General features: G+C 70.2%; 19 protein-coding genes and 1 pseudogene. 10 read left to right on the top strand and 10 right to left on the bottom strand.

The features are described 5' to 3' along the window. The first annotated feature begins 12 nt into the window (after positions 1-12). Together BC358_RS19455 and BC358_RS19450 are read left to right on the top strand one after the other, a co-directional pair. On the top strand, positions 13-1,332 hold the full coding sequence (locus tag BC358_RS19455; RefSeq protein ID WP_373270147.1) for an ATP-binding protein: 1,320 nt from the start codon (positions 13-15) through the stop codon (positions 1,330-1,332). Continuing rightward, positions 1,322-1,876, top strand: a complete 555-nt coding sequence (locus tag BC358_RS19450) for a response regulator transcription factor (RefSeq protein WP_079367088.1) — start codon at positions 1,322-1,324, stop codon at positions 1,874-1,876. The genes BC358_RS19455 and BC358_RS19450 overlap by 11 nt, the downstream gene beginning before the upstream one ends. A gap of 17 nt (positions 1,877-1,893) precedes the next feature. Here BC358_RS19450 and BC358_RS19445 read toward each other — a convergent pair whose 3' ends face one another. After that, entirely contained in the window at positions 1,894-2,493 is a 600-nt protein-coding gene (locus BC358_RS19445; RefSeq protein WP_079367087.1) for a hypothetical protein, read from the bottom strand. Between the two features lie 83 nt (positions 2,494-2,576). Here BC358_RS19445 and BC358_RS19440 point away from each other — a divergent pair, with 83 nt between their 5' ends. Together BC358_RS19440 and BC358_RS19435 are read left to right on the top strand one after the other, a co-directional pair. Continuing rightward, positions 2,577-3,140, top strand: a complete 564-nt coding sequence (locus tag BC358_RS19440; RefSeq protein WP_079367086.1) for a DUF2975 domain-containing protein — start codon at positions 2,577-2,579, stop codon at positions 3,138-3,140. Then, positions 3,140-3,364, top strand: coding sequence for a helix-turn-helix transcriptional regulator (locus BC358_RS19435; protein WP_066149435.1), 225 nt, complete (start codon positions 3,140-3,142; stop codon positions 3,362-3,364). Before BC358_RS19440 ends, BC358_RS19435 begins: the two co-directional genes overlap by 1 nt. Positions 3,365-3,370: 6 nt before the next feature. Here BC358_RS19435 and BC358_RS19430 read toward each other — a convergent pair whose 3' ends face one another. Next, complete coding sequence (locus BC358_RS19430) at positions 3,371-3,910, bottom strand: outer membrane beta-barrel protein (protein ID WP_066149438.1); 540 nt, start codon at positions 3,908-3,910, stop codon at positions 3,371-3,373. A 91-nt stretch (positions 3,911-4,001) separates the two neighbouring features. Here BC358_RS19430 and BC358_RS19425 point away from each other — a divergent pair, with 91 nt between their 5' ends. From BC358_RS19425 to BC358_RS19415, 3 genes are all read left to right on the top strand, one after another. Next, the gene (locus tag BC358_RS19425; protein ID WP_079367085.1) at positions 4,002-5,315 is read left to right on the top strand and encodes a leucine-rich repeat-containing protein kinase family protein; all 1,314 of its coding nucleotides are present in this window, start codon (positions 4,002-4,004) and stop codon (positions 5,313-5,315) included. Then, positions 5,303-5,902: an NnrU family protein gene (locus BC358_RS19420; protein WP_079367084.1), complete on the top strand. Its 600-nt coding sequence runs from the start codon at positions 5,303-5,305 to the stop codon at positions 5,900-5,902. Before BC358_RS19425 ends, BC358_RS19420 begins: the two co-directional genes overlap by 13 nt. Before the next feature lie 94 nt (positions 5,903-5,996). Further along, on the top strand, positions 5,997-7,076 hold the full coding sequence (locus BC358_RS19415; RefSeq protein ID WP_079367083.1) for a PQQ-dependent sugar dehydrogenase: 1,080 nt from the start codon (positions 5,997-5,999) through the stop codon (positions 7,074-7,076). A 43-nt stretch (positions 7,077-7,119) separates the two neighbouring features. Here the strand turns inward: BC358_RS19415 and BC358_RS19410 are convergent, their stop codons facing one another. Next, complete coding sequence (locus BC358_RS19410) at positions 7,120-7,809, bottom strand: class I SAM-dependent methyltransferase (RefSeq protein ID WP_255284120.1); 690 nt, start codon at positions 7,807-7,809, stop codon at positions 7,120-7,122. A gap of 61 nt (positions 7,810-7,870) precedes the next feature. Between BC358_RS19410 and BC358_RS19405 the strand changes: the two genes are divergently transcribed. Continuing rightward, on the top strand, positions 7,871-8,302 hold the full coding sequence (locus BC358_RS19405; RefSeq protein ID WP_066149455.1) for an Rrf2 family transcriptional regulator: 432 nt from the start codon (positions 7,871-7,873) through the stop codon (positions 8,300-8,302). Between the two features lie 13 nt (positions 8,303-8,315). On the opposite strand, the gene BC358_RS19400 is transcribed toward BC358_RS19405, so the two are convergent. Beyond that, the gene (locus BC358_RS19400) at positions 8,316-8,897 is read right to left on the bottom strand and encodes a TetR family transcriptional regulator (RefSeq protein ID WP_143434375.1); all 582 of its coding nucleotides are present in this window, start codon (positions 8,895-8,897) and stop codon (positions 8,316-8,318) included. A gap of 31 nt (positions 8,898-8,928) precedes the next feature. Between BC358_RS19400 and BC358_RS22510 the strand changes: the two are divergent. After that, a pseudogene (locus BC358_RS22510) lies at positions 8,929-9,000 on the top strand (hypothetical protein); the annotation flags it as partial. A 249-nt stretch (positions 9,001-9,249) separates the two neighbouring features. Here the strand turns inward: BC358_RS22510 and egtB are convergent. From egtB to BC358_RS19370, 5 genes are read right to left on the bottom strand one after another with little or no spacing between them, the layout of a single operon-like run. Beyond that, positions 9,250-10,584, bottom strand: coding sequence for an ergothioneine biosynthesis protein EgtB (gene egtB, locus BC358_RS19390; protein WP_079367081.1), 1,335 nt, complete (start codon positions 10,582-10,584; stop codon positions 9,250-9,252). Between the two features lie 4 nt (positions 10,585-10,588). Beyond that, on the bottom strand, positions 10,589-11,416 hold the full coding sequence (phnE, locus tag BC358_RS19385) for a phosphonate ABC transporter, permease protein PhnE (protein WP_079367080.1): 828 nt from the start codon (positions 11,414-11,416) through the stop codon (positions 10,589-10,591). Beyond that, on the bottom strand, positions 11,413-12,255 hold the full coding sequence (locus BC358_RS19380; protein WP_079367079.1) for an ABC transporter permease: 843 nt from the start codon (positions 12,253-12,255) through the stop codon (positions 11,413-11,415). The genes phnE and BC358_RS19380 overlap by 4 nt, the downstream gene beginning before the upstream one ends. A gap of 4 nt (positions 12,256-12,259) precedes the next feature. Beyond that, positions 12,260-13,093, bottom strand: a complete 834-nt coding sequence (locus tag BC358_RS19375) for a phosphonate ABC transporter ATP-binding protein (RefSeq protein WP_079367078.1) — start codon at positions 13,091-13,093, stop codon at positions 12,260-12,262. Between the two features lie 18 nt (positions 13,094-13,111). Next, positions 13,112-13,984 carry a putative selenate ABC transporter substrate-binding protein gene (locus tag BC358_RS19370; protein ID WP_079367077.1) on the bottom strand — a complete coding sequence of 291 codons (873 nt, stop codon included), beginning with the start codon at positions 13,982-13,984 and terminating at the stop codon, positions 13,112-13,114. A gap of 90 nt (positions 13,985-14,074) precedes the next feature. On the opposite strand from BC358_RS19370, the gene egtD reads away from it, so the two are divergent. After that, on the top strand, positions 14,075-15,058 hold the full coding sequence (gene egtD, locus BC358_RS19365; protein ID WP_079367076.1) for an L-histidine N(alpha)-methyltransferase: 984 nt from the start codon (positions 14,075-14,077) through the stop codon (positions 15,056-15,058). Between the two features lie 31 nt (positions 15,059-15,089). Here the strand turns inward: egtD and BC358_RS19360 are convergent, their stop codons facing one another. Next, positions 15,090-15,956 (bottom strand): energy transducer TonB, encoded by an 867-nt coding sequence (locus tag BC358_RS19360; protein WP_143434368.1) that lies wholly within the window; start codon positions 15,954-15,956, stop codon positions 15,090-15,092. Positions 15,957-16,000 lie beyond the last annotated feature (44 nt).

Below are 16,000 nucleotides of genomic sequence, written 5' to 3'. Positions count from 1 at the left end.
ACCGCAAGCCCCATGGTGAATGTCGCTTCCCCGTCGCACGCCGCCGTCGGTCCGGACCAGGCGGCGGGCCTGAAGAACCTGCAGCAGCTGATCCAGCTGCGCTGGATGGCGCTGTTCGGCCAGATCGCGACGGTGGCGGTGGTGGCCCACGGCATGGACATCCCGATCCCCGAGCACATCATGTACGCGGTGCTGGCGGGTCTCGGTGCGTTCAACCTGCTCTCGCTGCTGCGCTGCCGCACCGCGCTGCCCGTGACCGCCACCGAGCTGCTGCTCACCCTGCTGGTGGATGTGGGGGCGCTCACCGCCTTGCTCTACCTCAGCGGCGGCACCACCAATCCCTTCGTGTTCCTGTTCCTGCTGCAGGTCATCCTGGGCGCGGTGCTGCTGCCGGTCTGGGCCACCTGGATCATGGTGGCCGTGACCACGCTGTGCTTCGCGGGGCTGGCCCTGTGGGCGCGGCCGTTGCCCCTGCCGCTGGACCACGACCAGGGTCTGGCCAGTCCGTACACCCAGGGCATGCTGATCTGCTTCGTGCTCAACGCCGTGCTGCTGGTGGTCTTCATCTCGCGCATCGTGGACAACCTGCGCGAGCGCGACACCCGCCTGGCCCTGCTGCGCCAGCGCGCGGCCGAGGAGGAGCACGTGGTGCGCATGGGCCTGCTGGCCTCGGGCGCGGCGCACGAGCTGGGCACGCCGCTGTCCACCCTGGCGGTGATCCTGGGCGACTGGCAGCACCTGCCGCACTTCAGCTCCGAGCCCGAGCTGGCCGACGACGTGGCCGAGATGCAGGCCCAGGTGGCGCGCTGCAAGGCCATCGTCAGCGGCATCCTGCTCTCGGCCGGCGAGGCGCGTGGCGAATCCTCCAGCGAGACCACGGTCTGCGCCTTCCTCGACAGCGTGGTCAACGCCTGGTGCGAGCGGCGCAACTGCAGCGGCTTCCACTACCACAACGCCTTCGGCGACGACCTGCCCATGGTGGCCGACTCGGCCATCCAGCAGATGATCGGCAACGTGCTGGACAACGCGGCCGATGCCTCGCCGCAGGCGGTGTGGTTCGAGGCCCGCCGCGAGGACGACGCACTGGTGCTCACCGTCTGGGACCAGGGCCCAGGCTTTGCGCCCCAGCTGCTGCCGCAGATCGGCAAGCCCTACCAGAGCACCAAAGGCCATCCCGGCGGTGGGCTGGGCCTGTTTCTGGTATTCAACGTGGCACGCACGCTGGGCGGCAACGTGGTGGTGGGCAACCTGCCCGAGGGCGGGGCGCAGGTCCGCATCACGCTGCCGCTGGCCGCCATCACCCTGGCCGAGGACGCGCCCCATGGCATCTGACGACACCGTTTCCCCGCAGCGCCTGCTCATCGTCGAGGACGACGCGGCCTTCGCGCGCACGCTCGCGCGCTCCTTCGAGCGCCGCGGCTACGAGGTGCGCGTGGCCGCCAGCCTCGACCAGCTCAGCACGGTGCTGGCCGGCGGCTACGCGCCGACGCGTGCGGTGGTGGATCTCAAGCTTCAGGGCGAGGCCTCGGGTCTGGCCTGCGTGCGCGCGCTGGTGGCGCACGACGACCGCATGCTCATCGTGGTGCTGACCGGCTTCGCCAGCATTGCCACCGCGGTGGAGGCCATCAAGCTCGGTGCCTGCCACTACCTGGCCAAGCCCTCCAACACCGACGACATCGAGGCTGCGTTCGGCCGCTCAGAAGGCACGACCGAGGTCGCGCTGACCAGCCGGCCCAGCTCGATCAAGACCCTGGAGTGGGAGCGCATCCACCAGGTGCTCGCCGAAACCGGCTTCAACATTTCCGAGACCGCGCGCCGCCTGGGCATGCACCGCCGCACGCTGGCGCGCAAGCTCGACAAGCAGCAGGTGAAGTGAGGGGCGGGCGCCGCCCTTCAGCGCTTCGCTTCCGCCAATCGCCGGATCTCCTCGGGCGTGCCGTTCCAGACCTCGAAGAAGCCCTCGCTCTGCTTGACCTGCATCCAGGTCGACCACTTGGTGCGCGCCAGCGACGGGTCGGTGACGGCCAGGTCCTTCTGCTCCACGCCCAGGGCCAGCGTGCCGCCGCGCTGGTAGCCCGGTTGCGCCTGGGCCTGCTTGACCATCGCCTGCACCTGCTTCAGCTCGGCCTGGGTGGCCGGCGGCAGGCTGTAGACCAGCCAGCGGCGGCCCGGGCCGGGCGCGTCCAGGCCCAGTGTGGCGCTGGTGGCGCTGGTCATGGCCAGCGGCAGCTTGCGGTCCACCGGCGCAAACGCACCCTCGACCCTGGGCTTGAGCTGAATGTGCAGCAGCGGCACCGCACCCGGCGGCGGCACCACGCGCGCGTCCACCTGCAACGCAACCATGAACTGCGCCGGGTCGGCCTCCAGCAACTGACCGGACAGCTGGGCCAGCCGGGGCAGGGAGGTGAGGGGAATGCCGCCGCAGGCCGCCAGCGCGGCGGCGGAGGCGAGCAGCAGGCTGCGGCGCAGCAGGAGGGAAGTGGGGTGTGACATGGGCTTGACTTTCATTGTTGATCGGTAAAAAATTATCATAAAACAATAAAAAGTAGTCAAACTCTTCTGAACGAAAGCGACCCATGAACACGGCTGAATTCCATCCCGTTTCCCTGTCCGCGCAGCGCGTGCGCCGCATCAGCCGCTGGATGGTGGCGGCCTGCTGGGCGCTGCTGGTCACCCTGCCATTGGCCCTGATGGTCTACTGGGCCACGGCCAGCGAGGCCCAGCTGGCAGGTCACGCCAACCTGCCAGTGCAGGCCATTGCCGCGCCGCTGGCGCTGTGGCAGCGCATCGCGGGGGCCGCGGTCATGGCGCTGCCGCTGGGCCTGCTGCTGGCGGGGGTGTGGCAGGCGCGGCGCTGCTTCGGCATGTTTGCGCAGGGCCAGGTGTTCACGCTGCAGGCCACCGCGCTGCTCGGCCGCTTTGCGGGCTGGGTGGCCTGGGCGGCGCTGGCGTCCATGCTGGCAGGCAGCGCCACCTCGGTGCTGCTGACCCTGAACAACCCGCCCGGCCAGCGCCACCTCTCGGTGGGCATCGGCTCGGACCTGGTGTTCACGCTGTTCTTCGCCGGCCTGGTGTGGCTGATGGCCGCGGTGATCGCCCAGGGGCAGACGCTGGCCGAAGAGAACGAGGGTTTCGTCTGATGCCCATCACAGTGCAGCTGGACGTGATGCTGGCGAGGCGCAAGGTCAAGTCGCGCGACCTGGCCGAATTCGTCGGCATCACCGAGGCCAACATGTCCCTGCTCAAGCAGGGCAAGGTCAAGGGCGTGCGCTTCGAGACGCTGGAGAAGATCTGCGAGTACCTGCAGTGCCAGCCGGGCGATCTGCTGGTGTACGCACCCGACGGCGACCCGCCGCCGGGCTGAGGGCCGTCAGAAGCGCAGGCCCAGGCTCAACGAGTAGCCGTTGACGCTGGCACCGCCGCTGTCGAGGTAGTTCATGTAGTCCACGCTCAGAGACAGGTTGCTGGTGGGCATCAGGCGCAGGCCGCCGCCGTAGGACAGCTTCTTGTCTTCGCCCGAACCCAGGCCCTGGAAGCTGAGCTTGGTGCGCGCCATGCCGACGCGGCCGAACAGTTCGACCGGGCCGAGGCCGATCTTGGGCGCCACGTACAGGCCGTAGAGCTGGTCGATCTTGCCGCTGTAGCGGGTGCCGGTGTTGCTGTTGGTGTAGGCGCTGCTGCCGGAGTTGACGGCGCCGATGGCTTCAAGCGCCAGGCCGTCGGTGAGCTGCAGGCCCACCAAGCCCCGGATCATGGCCGGGTTGGAACTGGCGCGCAGGCCGATGACGGGCACCGACAGCTTCATGGACAGGGCGGAATAGCCCAGCTCGCCGTACACGCTCTGGGCCATGGCCGCAGGGGTGGTGGCTGCCGCCAGCAGGGCAACCAGTGCCAAAGGTTTGAGTGTCATGTCCGCTCCGCTGATAAATGAATGTTTGTGAATTTCATTCTAGGAGCTTGGTTCCGTTTGTCGAGGGTGCGGATTCCATAATCCGTGCCTAATGCACACACTCGAACAACTGCGGCGCGGCGACCTGGCCGGCGCCACCCGCCTGGACCTCTCCTGCGGCCTGGACGAACTGCCCGCCGAGGTGCTCGGTCTGGCCGAATCGCTGGAGGTGCTCAACCTCAGCGGCAACCGCCTGACCACACTGCCCGCGTGGTTGCCGCGGCTGCAGCGACTCAAGGTCATCTTCGCCTCGGACAACCCCTTCACCACATTGCCCGAGGTGCTGGGCGACTGCCCGGCGCTGGAGATGGTGGGCTTCAAGGCCTGCCGCATCGCCCGGGTGCCCGCCGCCGCGCTGCCGCCGGCCCTGCGCTGGCTGATCCTCACCGACAACGCCATCGACACCCTGCCCGACGCGGTGGGCGAGCGGCCGCGGATGCAGAAGCTCATGCTCGCCGGCAACCGGCTGCAGGCCCTGCCCGAGGGGCTGGCCGGCGCGCAGCGGCTGGAACTGCTGCGCATCTCGGCCAACCGCTTCCAGCGGCTGCCCGACTGGCTGCTCCGCCTGCCGCGCCTGTCGTGGCTGGCACTGGCCGGCAACCCGCTGGGCTGGGCGGTGCCGCCGCTGCAGCTGCCGGTGGTGGACTGGGGCGACATCCGGCCAGGCGAGGCCCTGGGCGAGGGCGCGTCGGGCCGGGCCGTGCGCGCCACCGTCACCGGGTGGCCCGGTGAACTGGCGCTCAAGCTGTTCAAGGGCGCAGTCACCAGCGACGGCCTGCCCGAACACGAAATGGCCGCCGGCGGCACCGCCGGGGCACACCCAGCGCTGTGCACGCCCGTGGCCCGGTTGCAGGGCCATCCCGACGGCGTGCAGGGCATGCTGCTGCCGCTGATCCCGCCCGGGCATGTGCTGCTGGCGGGGCCGCCCAGCCTGGCCAGCTGCACGCGCGACGTCTACCCCGACGGCTGGCGCCTGGCCCCCGGGCCGGCGCTGCGCCTGCTGCGCGGCATCGCCGATGCGGTGACCCACCTGCACGGGCACGGCGTGGTGCACGGCGACCTCTACGCCCACAACATCCTGTGGCACCCGGCCACCGGCGACGCGCTGCTCAGCGACTTCGGCGCCGCGGCCCTGCTGCCGGCCGACCAGCCCGTGCTGGCCCGTGCGCTGCAGGCGCTGGAAGTGCGCGCCTTCGGTTGCCTGCTGGAGGAACTGGGGGATCGCCTGGATGTCACACCGGACGATCCGGTGCGTGCCATGATGACCGGCCTGGCCGCGTCCTGCCTGGACACCGACCCCGGCGCCCGACCCTCGATGGCCGAGGTGTCCCGCCAACTTTTCAAGGAGGTTTCATGCTCGTGCTGATCCTGGGTTTGCTGTTGTTTCTCGGCGTGCATTCGGTCGCCATCGTGTCGCCCGCCGGGCGCGACCGCCTGGTGGCGCAGATGGGCGAGGGCGCCTGGAAGGGCCTGTATTCGCTGGTCTCGGCCGTGGGCCTGGGCCTGATCGTCTGGGGCTACGGCCTGGCGCGCGAGAACCCGGTGCTGGTCTACAGCCTGCCGGGCGGCATGCGCCACCTGGCGGCGCTGGTGCTGCTGCCGGTGTTCGTGCTGCTGCTGGCGGCCTACCTGCCCGGGCGCATCCAGCGCGCCACCAAGCACCCCATGCTGCTGGCCGTCAAGCTCTGGGCGCTGGGCCATCTGCTGGCGCAATCGGTCACCGGCGGCAGCCTGGCCGATGTGCTGCTGTTTGGCGGCTTCCTGCTCTGGGCCGCGGCCGATCGCGTCTCGCTCAAGCGCCGGGCCCAGGCCGGCACGCTGCGCACCGTGCCCGCGCTGCCCGTCAGCGGCGCCAACGACCTGATCGCGGTGGTCGGCGGCTTGGCGCTCTATGGTTTGACGGTGATGTGGGCGCACGCCGCCCTGTTTGGCGTTCGCCCGTTCGGAGGATGACGAGATGACCCCCCTGCGCCGCTTCGCGTCTTCCCCCCTGGAAGGGGGGACAGCACCTGTGGCCCGGCTGAGCCGGTTCCACGGTGCTTGCTGGATGGGAACCTTGCTGTTCGCTTCGGTTCCTGTGTTTGCCGCCTCGCCCTCGGTCGAGGTGGTGGCCAACGGCCTGCAGAACCCCTGGGGCCTGGCCTTCATCGGCGACGGCCGCATGCTGGTCACCGAGCGCCCGGGCCGCATGCGCATCGTCGAGCCCGACGGCCACATCGGCGCGCCGCTGGCCGGTGTGCCCAAGGTCGACGCGGGCGGCCAGGGCGGCCTGCTGGATGTGGTGGCTGACAGCCAGTTCGAGCGCAACCGCACGGTCTACTTCTGCTTCTCCGAACCCGGTGCCGGCGGCAACTCCACCGCGCTGGCATCGGCCCGGCTGTCGGACGACGCCACGAGGCTGGAAGACGTGAAGGTGGTCTTCAGCCAGAAACCGAAGTTCGCCAGCCGGGTGCACTTCGGCTGCCGCATCGCCGAGGCCAAGGACCACACCCTGTTCCTCACGCTGGGCGACCGCTTCCAGCGCATGGACGACGCGCAGACCCTGGACAACCACCACGGCAAGGTGGTGCGCCTGCGCAAGGACGGCAGCGCGCCGCCCGACAACCCCTTCACCACCAAGCCGGGTGCTTTGCCCGAGATCTGGAGCTATGGCCACCGCAACCTGCAGGGCGCGGCCATCGGGCCGGACGGCCGGCTGTGGACCAGCGAACACGGCCCGCAGGGTGGCGACGAGATCAACCGCCCCGAGGCCGGGAAGAACTACGGCTGGCCGGTGATCACCTACGGCGAGAACTACGGCGGCGGCGCCATCGGCGATGGCCTCAGCAGCAAGGACGGCATGGAACAGCCGCTGCACTACTGGGTGCCCTCGATCGCGCCGTCCGGCATGGCTTGGGTCACCAGCGAGCGCTACGGCAAGGACTGGAAGGGCAGCATGCTGGTGGGCTCGCTCAAGTTTCGTCACCTGGTGCGGCTGAAGTTCAACGGCACCAAGCTGGTGAAGGAAGAGAAGCTGCTGCCCGACCTCAACCAGCGGGTGCGCGACGTGCGCCAGGGGCCGGACGGCCTCATCTACCTGCTCACCGACCACGTCCGGGGCCAGTTGCTGCGCCTGCAGCCCAAGTGAGGGCGCTCGACGGGGCGCTCCACCGGTGCCGGTGCTCAGCGCCCTACGCGTACCCCACCCAGCCCCGGAAGCTCAGCCCCGCGTAGAACAGCGCGACCCGCTGGAACCCGGCCTCCCGCAGGCGCGCCTCGTCCTCTTCCGGCGAGAGGATCGCCAGTTGCGATTGCATCGCCTGCTGGGAGGTCCCTGCGCTGGCGGCCGGCGTTCCAGCGAAGGCCAGGTGCCGCGACAGCCAGAGGGAGCGCTCGGGCTCGGCGGACGGGATGCTGATGTGCACCACGACAAAGGGGGCTCCGGCCCTGAGGCGCTGGCGGACCGCGCGCAGCGTCGCCAGCTTCTGCGCATGCGGGATGAAGTGGAAGACGAGCAGCGATGTCGCGCCGTCGAACGGCCCCGGCGGGGCCGCATCGATGCGGCCCTCGTGGAGGGCCACCCGGCCCTGGTGCGGCCGGACGGTCTGCTCGGCGAGCGCCAGCATGTCCCTCGATGGGTCGACGCCGTCGAAGCGCCAGGTGGACTGTTCGCGGGCCAGCGCGTCGATTTCCATGCCGCCGCCGGCGCCGAGCACGAGGATGCGCGCGTCGGAAGGCGCCTGCTCGGCGAGCAGCAGCCCCACCATGCGGTGCAGGCTGGCAAAGCCCGGTACCTGCTTTGGTGGCCCGTCCAGGTAAGGGTGGCTTGCTGTTGATGTTGCGGTGGTGGTCATGCGGTGGTGGTCTTCTTCATGAATCATCAAAAGACACTTGATCGTACATGATCAAATATCAGTTGATGTTTCATGATGGGAAAAGCGGATGAACAAGGACACACGCCTGTCCGACGTGCTGCATGTGCTGCTGCACCTGGGGCACGCAAAGGAGCCCATCACATCCGAGGTGCTGGCTCGGAGCATGGGGACCAACCCCGCCGTGTTCCGGCGGACCATGGCGGGTCTGCGCGCGGCGGGCCACGTCAGCGCCGAGAAGGGCCACGGCGGGGGGTGGCTGCTGGCCAGACCCCTGCACGAGATCTCCCTGCTCGACGTCTACGTCGCCCTGGGCCGGCCCACCCTGTTTGCCTTCGGCAACCGGGAGCGTGACCCGGCCTGCCAAGTGCAGGCGCGCGTCAACGCGGTGCTGGCGGACAGCATGGCGCAGGCCGAAGCGCTGTTTGTTCAGCGCTTTGCGGAGGTCTCTCTGGCCGAGCTCGCACCGAAGGCACTGTCGAAGGCCGCCAAGCCCTGCTGACCGGCGGGTGGCCTCATGCGGAGGGTCGCGCCACGCTCTCCAGATAGGCGCGGCACATCACCACGAGCTGGCGGCGCAGCTTGCGCGCTTCGGTGGGCCGCAGGTTGCGCTCGAAGGCGTTTCGCACCGCGCCGAACACGACGGTGACCAGCGTCAGGTTCACGTTCCTGAGGTCGGTGAACGTTGCATCGCTCGCGCTGGCGAGCATCGCCGAGGTGGCCGCGTTCGCCCGACTGGCGAAGGCATCGATCATCGCCTGGTTGTCCAGCTCGGCGACGGAGCGGTAGAGCGCACGGGTCACGTCCGCACGCTCCATCTTCGCGCGCCAGTAGGTGTCGATCCGCGCCTCCTTGTGCGGGAAGTACTGGTACATCGTGCCGACAGACACACCCGCCCGCTCGGCCACCTTGGTGGTGGTCAGGCGGTGCATGCCGTCCGCCACCAGAAGCTGAATGGTGGCCTCAAAAATCGCGTCCAGCGTGAACGCCGACCGGGCCTGGCGCGGCGTCCTTCTTGGGTTCAGCGAGCGTGCAGCGTTGGAAGCCAATGGTGCCAGAGACGACGACCGCGGTCGCGCCGCCGCCGCGCTGAGCATCCGCAACGAGCACGGCAGGCGGGACATCCTGGTGAACAACGCCGGCATCTTCGACCCGACCGATGGCCCGCCGGGCAAGGCCTCGATGAGCGCCGTGCGCCGGGTGTTCGAGACCAACTTCTTCGGTGCCCTGGCGGTGACGCAGGCGATGCTGCCGCTGTTCTTCGTCAAGACCGATCTGACCGGCTACGGCACCATGACCCCGGCCGAAGGCGCGAAGCTGCCGGTGCAGCACGCCCTGGCGGGTGAAGACAACGGGGTGTTCGTCGAGCCGGGGGGGCAGCACACCCTGGTAGTGCCCGACCCGGCCGGAGCACCGTTCAGCGTGCCGGATCGGTTCCGGGTCGGTGGCTCAGAGGTCTTTGGCCAGACGCAGGCCGTTGAACTGCCAGCGCGCCTCGGTCGGGAAGAAGTTGCGGTAGCTGGCGCGGATGTGCTCGCGCGGTGTGGCGCACGACCCGCCGCGCAGCACCATCTGGTTGATCATGAACTTGCCGTTGTATTCGCCCACCGCGCCGGCCCAGGGGCGGTAGCCGGGGTAGGGCAGGTAGGCGCTGGCGGTCCATTCCCACACGTCGCCGCCCATCTGCTGCAGACCCGGTTCGTTGTCCGCGCTGCGCGCGATCGGCACCGGGTGCAGGGCACCGCTGTCCTGGAAGTTGCCGCCGTCGGCCCAGCGCCCACCCATGCGGCGGGCGGCGTGTTCCCACTCGGCTTCGGTGGGCAGCCGGACCGGTGCGCCCTGCTGCGCTGCGCTCCAGCGCGCGTAGGCGTCGGCCTCGAACCAGCTGATGTGGACCACGGGCGCGTGCTGGTCGATGGGCACGCGGCCGTGCAGGGTGAAGGCGGTCCAGCCACCTCGCTGCTCGGAGTCGATGCCTGCGTCCTCGTTCTTGTGCCAGTAGAGCGGTGCGTTGATGCGCTGGGCGCGCAGCCAGTCCCAGCCGGCGGCCATCCACCAGCGCGGGTCGCTGTAGCCGCTGTCGTCCATGAAGGCCTGCCACTCGCCCTGCGTCACCAGCCGGTTTGCCAGCGCAAACGGACGCAGCAGCACGGCGTGGCGCGGGCTTTCGTTGTCGAAGGCGAAGCCCTCGCCGCCGTGGCCGATCTCGCCGACGCCGCCCTCGAACGCGCACCAGCGCAGGGGCTGCGGCGCCACCGAGGCCGGTGGCCGTGGCGGGTGGTAGACCGGGTCGGTCGGGTTGCACGAGAGCAGGTGCTTGATGTCGGTGAGCAGCAGCTCCTGGTGCTGCTGTTCGTGCTGCAGGCCCAGCTCGACCAGCGTGGCCAGCTCGGGCGCCAGGCCTAGCGCGAACAGCTTGTCGATGCGAGCGTCGACCTGCGCGCGGTAGGCGCGCACCTCGGCCATGCCCGGCCGCGTGATGAGGCCACGCTGGGGCCGCGGGTGCTGGTCGCCCACGCCCTGGTAGTAGCTGTTGAACAGCACGCGGTAGGCCGGGTCGAAGGGCTGGAAGCCGGGCTCGGCGCGTTCGAGGATGAAGGTCTCGAAGAACCAGGTGGTGTGCGCCAGATGCCACTTGGTGGGGCTGGCGTCGGGCATTGACTGCACCTGGCAGTCGGCCTCGGACAGCGGCGCGGCCAGCGCCAGGGACTGGTCGCGCACGGCACGGAAGCGGCGCTGCAGCGCCGACAGCGGGGTGGGGGCCGACGGTGCGTGTGCGCTCATGAGATCACCGCGTCATCCAGCGTCGCGCGCCCAGGCTGGCGGCGTCGACGATGGCCACCAGCAGCAGCATCGCGCCCAGCACGGTGGCGGTCTTGGGCATGTGGAACAGGCCCATGTGAAAGGCCAGCAGCTGGCCCAGGCCGCCCGCGCCGACCACGCCCAGCACGGCCGCGGCGCGGATGTTGTTCTCCCAGCGGTAGAGCGTGTAGCTCATCAGCTGGGGCAGCACCTGCGGCAGCGTGGCGTAGAGGAACACGCGGCCGTGGCCCACGCCCTGGGCACGCAGCGCCTCGGCCGGGCCGGGCGGCGCGTTCTCCACCGCCTCGGCGAACAGGCGGCCGAGCACGCCCGTCGTGTGCAGCGCCAGCGCCAGCGTGCCGGCCAGCGGGCCGAGGCCGGCCGAGATCAGCAGCAGCGCGGCCCAGACCAGCTCGGGCACGCTGCGCAGCGCGTTGAGCAGCAGGCGTGTGGGGGCGCGGGCCCGCGCCGCGTCGCCCGTGTGCAGCCGCGCGGCCGGCAGGGCCAGCGCGAGCCCGGCGATGGCGGCCAGCAGCGTGCCCACGGCCGACATGGCCAGCGTTTCCCAGGCGGCGACGGCGACCTTGTGCAGGAAGGCCGGCGAGGTGTCGGGTGGAAAGAACTCGCCCACGAAGCGGCCCATGCTGGTCACCGCCTCGGCCGAGAAGAACTGCGCCCACTGCAGGTCCAGCGACCAGAAGCTGGCGACCACCAGCACCAGCAGGCCGACCGTGAACCAACAGGCCTTGCAGCGCGCGTCGAACAGCGGCGGCGGCAGGCGGTAGACCTCGTTGGCGGCGCGGGGCTGCTTCATCCGAGCACCTTTCTGAGCCACGCACTGACCCGGTCGGCGAGGGCGACCAGGGTCATGAACACCAGCAGCATGGTCGCGACCTCGCCGCCGTTGAACATCTTCATCGAGTTGTCCATCTGCTGGCCCAGGCCGCCCGCGCCCACAAAGCCCAGGATGACCGAGGAGCGGATCGCGCACTCCCAGCGGTAGACGGTGTAGCTCGTCAGCTCGGCCGCGCTGGTGGGCAGCAGGCCGTAGAAGAAGGCCTGCAGGCGGCCCGCGCCGTTGCGCAGCAGGGCCTCGGTGGCGTGGGTCTCGCCGCTTTCCAGGATTTCGCCGTAGACCTTGCCCAGCATGCCGCCGTAGGTGAGCGCAATCGCCAGCACGCCGGCCGTGGGGCCGAGCCCGACCACGCGCACGAACACCAGCGCCCAAACCAGTTCCGGGATGCTGCGCAGCACGATCAGCAGCCAGCGCGCGAACTGGCGCAGCCAGAACGGCCCGTGCGCCATGCGGCCTGACAGCGCGGACACCGAGAGCACCCGTGTCGACAGCAGCGCCAGCGGCACCGCGATCAGCAGTGCCAGCGCCACGCCCGCGGTGGCCATGGCCACGGTGCGCCAGGTCTCCTTCAGCACCATGGTGAGGAACTCGGCCGAGTGCGCGGGCGGGAAGAAGCTGGCGATGAACTGGCCACTGACCCGCAGGCTCTGTTCTTCGAACATCACCCAGGGCCGGAACTCGGTGGCCACCAGCAGCGGCCACAGCAGCACCAGGCCGGTGCCGGTCCAGAACAGCCGTGGCAGCCAGGCCGGGTCACGGGCGGGCGCGGTGCGCGCGGGCAGGGCGGCGGTGGTCATGGCATCACCGGCAGTGCATGACCACGGGTTGCGGCGCCACAGACGCCACGTCTTCCAGCGAAGGCGCCGGGCCGGTCAGCTCGTGCTCGTGCTGCGCGTACAGCGCGGCCAGGCGCTCGCGGCCCACCTGCGCGGCCGGCAGGTCGAAGGCGATGGCGCCGTCGCGCAGGCCGACGATGCGCGGGAAATGCGCCAGCGCGACGTCCACCTGGTGCAGCGTGGCGACCAGGGTCGCGCCGCGCTCGCGCGCGGCCGTCAGTAGCGTGTCGATGGCCTGGCTGGCGCGGGTCGGGTCCAGGGCGGACAGCGGCTCGTCGATCAGCCAGAGCGAAGCGGGCGAGAGCAGCGCACGCGCCAAGCCCACGCGCTGGCGCTCGCCGCCCGAGAGTCGGTCGACGCGCTCGAACAGCTTGTCCGCCAGGTCGAAGCGGTCCAGTGCCTCGAACGCGGCGGGAATGTCCGCCGGGTAGAACAGCGAACGCAGGCTCTGCCAGGTGCCCATGGCTGGCAGGCGGCCGGCCAGCACGGCGGTGACCACGCGCTGGCGCGGCGGCAGCGGTGGCACCTGCGGCGCCAGGAACAGGCGCCCGCGCAGGCGCTGCAGCTCGGCGCGCGGCAGCTGCCAGGGCGACTGGCCGTCCAGCTGCAGCCCGCCGGCGCCGGGCGGCAGCGCGCAGGCCAGCAGCTGCAGCAGCGTGGTCTTGCCAGCGCCGCTGGGTCCGATCACCGCCACGTGCTCGCCGGCCGCCACCTGCAGTTCCAGCCCGCGCAAGGCGGGCGGGGTGCCGGGGCGGGCGGCCGGGTGCCGCGCCGTGGCGGCGTGCAGGGCGACTTTCAAGCGTTCACCCCTGCGCGGTCACAGCAGATCGGCGCTGCGCGCGGCGGCCTCGATGCCCTTGTAGTTCTCGGCCTTGGTCGGCACGAACTTGGTGGCGCGCTGCAGTTCCAGAATCTCTTTGCCCTCGGGCGTGGCCTTGCTCAGCGACAGGAAGGCGTCGGCCAGCTTCTGGCGCAGCGCGGCCGGCATGTCGGCGTGCACCGTCCAGTTGTAGTCGTAGTAGGGCGGGGTGGTGAAGAAGACTTTGACCTTCTCGGTGTCGACCTTCTTGTCGGCCACGAACTTGTCCCACACCGAGATGTTCAGCGCACCGGCCTGCACCTTGCCCGAGGCCACGGCGGCAATCGTCGCGTCGTGCGCGCCGCTGAAGGCCACGCGCCTGAAATCCTTCTCGGGGTTCAGGCCGGCCTGCAGCAGGAAGCTGCGCGGCATCAGGTGGCCGCTGGTGGAGCTTTGCGAACCGAAGGACACGTCCTTGCCCTTGAGGTCGGCCAGGGCCTTGATGGCGGGGTCGCTGGTGATGAAGACCGACTTGAATTTCTCGTCTTCCTCGCGCTGCACCAGCGGGATCACCTTGCCGCCGGAGCGCACGCTGGCCTGCACGAAGGTGAAGCCGCCGAACCAGGCCAGGTCGACCTTCTTGTTCACCAGCGCCTCCACGGACGCGGCGTAGTCGGTCACGGGCGTGAACTCGACCTTCATGCCGAGCTTGGCTTCGAGGTACTTCATCAGCGGCGCGGCCTTGCGCGCCAGCTCGGTGGGCGACTCGTCGGGGATCGCGGTGACGCGGAACACGGTCTGCTGCGCGTGGGCCAGCGGGGCGAGGGCGGTGGTGGCGAGCACGGCGCAGGTCAAGAGTGCGCGGCGGGTGCGGGAGGTGTTGCGGTTCATGGGGTATCCGGTGAAGGGGGATAGGGGGAGGTATTAGAACCCGGCGCCAGAGGGTTTGCACCGCTGCGGGGGCGGTTTATAAAGCGGGCCATGCCCGAGTTCGTGCAGATCCACAAGAACAACGACGCGGCCCTGCGCGCCGAGCTGGTCGCGGGCCTGCTGGCCGAGCCGCCGCGCGCGGCGCCCAAGTTTTTCTATGACGCGCTGGGTTCGCGCCTGTTCGACGCCATCACCGAACTGGCCGAGTACTACCCCACCCGGACCGAGGCGGCCATCTTCGCGGCCCACGGCGCCGCCATGGCGCAGCGGGTGCCCCCGCACGCGGTGCTGGTCGACCTGGGGGCGGGCAATTGCGCCAAGGCCGCGCGCCTGTTTCCGGTGCTTCGGCCGGGGGGCTACGTGGCGGTGGACATTTCGGTGGACTACCTGCGGGACGCCATGGGCGAGCTGCAGCAGCGGCATCGTCATGTGCCCATGCTGGGCCTGGGCATGGATTTCTCGGCGCGCCTGGCGCTGCCGCCGGCCGCGGCCGACTGGCTGGAGCGGCACGACCTGGCGGCGGCGCCGCGCTGCGTGTTCTACCCCGGCTCCAGCATCGGCAACTTCGACCCCGGCGAATCGCTGGCCCTGCTGCGCCAGGCGCACGCGCTGTGCGCGGCCGGTGGTGCGGGCGGCGGCATCCTGATCGGTGTGGACCGGGTGAAGGACAAGGCGGTGCTGGAACCCGCCTACGACGATGCGCTGGGCGTCACGGCGGCGTTCAACCGCAACCTGCTGCTGAACGTCAACGCCTTGCTGGGCAGCGACTTTGCGCCCGCGCGCTGGCGCCACGTGGCCTTCTACGACGAGGCCGCCTCGCGCATCGAGATGCACCTGGCTTCGGACGGCGCACAGACCGTGCGCTGGCCCGGCGGCGAGCGCCGCTTTGCCGACGGCGAGCGCCTGCACACCGAAGACTCCCACAAGTGGACGCCCGAGGCCTTCGAGGCCCTGCTGCGCGAGGCCGGCTTCGGCCCCGCCACGCACTGGACCGACGGGCGCGGCTGGTTCAGCGTGTTCTGGGCACCCGCTTGAAAGCTCGGACGGCCGTTGGATGCGGGTGGGTTCAGCGCCCGAGCGTGGGTGAGGCCCATTGCTCCTGCTGACGTTTGTCGCTTGCGGCCTCGGCCTCGATGGAATCCTGCGGCAACTGTTTGAGACATTCCTCGTAGGCGGCAGGGTCCAGCTTCACCGCCACCGCCTGCTCGGCCACCACCTGAGGTGTTCGGCCGTCCCACACGAAGCGGTTGCCATGCTGTGGCGGGTCGGGTTCGCAGTCGTTCTTGTAGAGCGGCGGGGTTTCGGCGGTCCAGGGGGCGAAGACGATGGTCTTCTCGAATACCAGGGGCAGGCCGGTGGGCGTGGGCGGCAGCGGTGGCATCTGCCGCACGGCCGCGCGGGCGCGCTGCTCCACCGAGGGTGAGGTGGACCAGATTGTGTCCAGCCGCGCCAGCTGGCCATCGGGCGCGATCTCGATGCGAAAGCGCACTGCGCCCTGGTCGGGGCCCTCGTGCGCGGTGCCCATCAGGCTGCGCAGGTGCTGGCCCCAGTGGTGCCGGTAGCGCTTGGCGTTCTTGAGGGTGTAGGTGGCGGCCTGGGCCCATTCCTGGGCGGTTGGCGCTGGTGGGGCGTCCATGAAAGCCCTGCCTGGCTGCGAGGTGGGGACCGGCGCCGGGCGGGCGGGGGGCGTCGGACCTGCCGGTGGTTTGGCGGGCGGCGCAACCGGAGGGGCTGGTGCGGTACGGGGCGGTTCGGCGGGTGGGACCACCACCGCGGTGATGACCACGGGCTGGTCAGGCACCGCCGGCGGCCGCGTCTTGAAGGCGGGCAGCAGCACGCCGAGCGCGATCAGGTGCAGCGTCAACGATCCGGCCACTGCCCAGCGCAGGCCCATGGGCCTGCGGGTGATCTCGGGCGGCGGATGCGTTGGCAATGAATGGCTTTCCGTGGATACAATCTAACGAACTTTGGATTGTA

This window comes from Hydrogenophaga sp. H7 (genome assembly GCF_002025745.1).
In the GTDB taxonomy this organism is placed as follows: Bacteria; Pseudomonadota; Gammaproteobacteria; order Burkholderiales; family Burkholderiaceae_C; genus Hydrogenophaga; species Hydrogenophaga pseudoflava.
Note: the sequence above shows the minus strand (reverse complement) of the source record. Positions and strands in the feature narration are given on the sequence as shown.

What these genes read in the sequence shown, in the direction of transcription:
- egtD (WP_079367076.1), top strand. Translation starts at nt 14,075, where the DNA reads ATGCCCGAGTTCGTGCAGATCCACAAGAACAACGACGCGGCCCTGCGC.
- BC358_RS19410 (WP_255284120.1), bottom strand. Translation starts at nt 7,809, where the DNA reads ATGATTCATGAAGAAGACCACCACCGCATGACCACCACCGCAACATCA.
- BC358_RS19430 (WP_066149438.1), bottom strand. Translation starts at nt 3,910, where the DNA reads ATGACACTCAAACCTTTGGCACTGGTTGCCCTGCTGGCGGCAGCCACC.
- BC358_RS19380 (WP_079367079.1), bottom strand. Translation starts at nt 12,255, where the DNA reads ATGACCACCGCCGCCCTGCCCGCGCGCACCGCGCCCGCCCGTGACCCG.
- BC358_RS19435 (WP_066149435.1), top strand. Translation starts at nt 3,140, where the DNA reads ATGCCCATCACAGTGCAGCTGGACGTGATGCTGGCGAGGCGCAAGGTC.
- egtB (WP_079367081.1), bottom strand. Translation starts at nt 10,584, where the DNA reads ATGAGCGCACACGCACCGTCGGCCCCCACCCCGCTGTCGGCGCTGCAG.
- BC358_RS19425 (WP_079367085.1), top strand. Translation starts at nt 4,002, where the DNA reads ATGCACACACTCGAACAACTGCGGCGCGGCGACCTGGCCGGCGCCACC.
- BC358_RS19415 (WP_079367083.1), top strand. Translation starts at nt 5,997, where the DNA reads ATGGGAACCTTGCTGTTCGCTTCGGTTCCTGTGTTTGCCGCCTCGCCC.
- BC358_RS19450 (WP_079367088.1), top strand. Translation starts at nt 1,322, where the DNA reads ATGGCATCTGACGACACCGTTTCCCCGCAGCGCCTGCTCATCGTCGAG.
- phnE (WP_079367080.1), bottom strand. Translation starts at nt 11,416, where the DNA reads ATGAAGCAGCCCCGCGCCGCCAACGAGGTCTACCGCCTGCCGCCGCCG.
- BC358_RS19370 (WP_079367077.1), bottom strand. Translation starts at nt 13,984, where the DNA reads ATGAACCGCAACACCTCCCGCACCCGCCGCGCACTCTTGACCTGCGCC.
- BC358_RS19420 (WP_079367084.1), top strand. Translation starts at nt 5,303, where the DNA reads ATGCTCGTGCTGATCCTGGGTTTGCTGTTGTTTCTCGGCGTGCATTCG.
- BC358_RS19445 (WP_079367087.1), bottom strand. Translation starts at nt 2,493, where the DNA reads ATGTCACACCCCACTTCCCTCCTGCTGCGCCGCAGCCTGCTGCTCGCC.
- BC358_RS19455 (WP_373270147.1), top strand. Translation starts at nt 13, where the DNA reads ATGGTGAATGTCGCTTCCCCGTCGCACGCCGCCGTCGGTCCGGACCAG.
- BC358_RS19400 (WP_143434375.1), bottom strand. Translation starts at nt 8,897, where the DNA reads ATGCTCAGCGCGGCGGCGGCGCGACCGCGGTCGTCGTCTCTGGCACCA.
- BC358_RS19440 (WP_079367086.1), top strand. Translation starts at nt 2,577, where the DNA reads ATGAACACGGCTGAATTCCATCCCGTTTCCCTGTCCGCGCAGCGCGTG.
- BC358_RS19405 (WP_066149455.1), top strand. Translation starts at nt 7,871, where the DNA reads ATGAACAAGGACACACGCCTGTCCGACGTGCTGCATGTGCTGCTGCAC.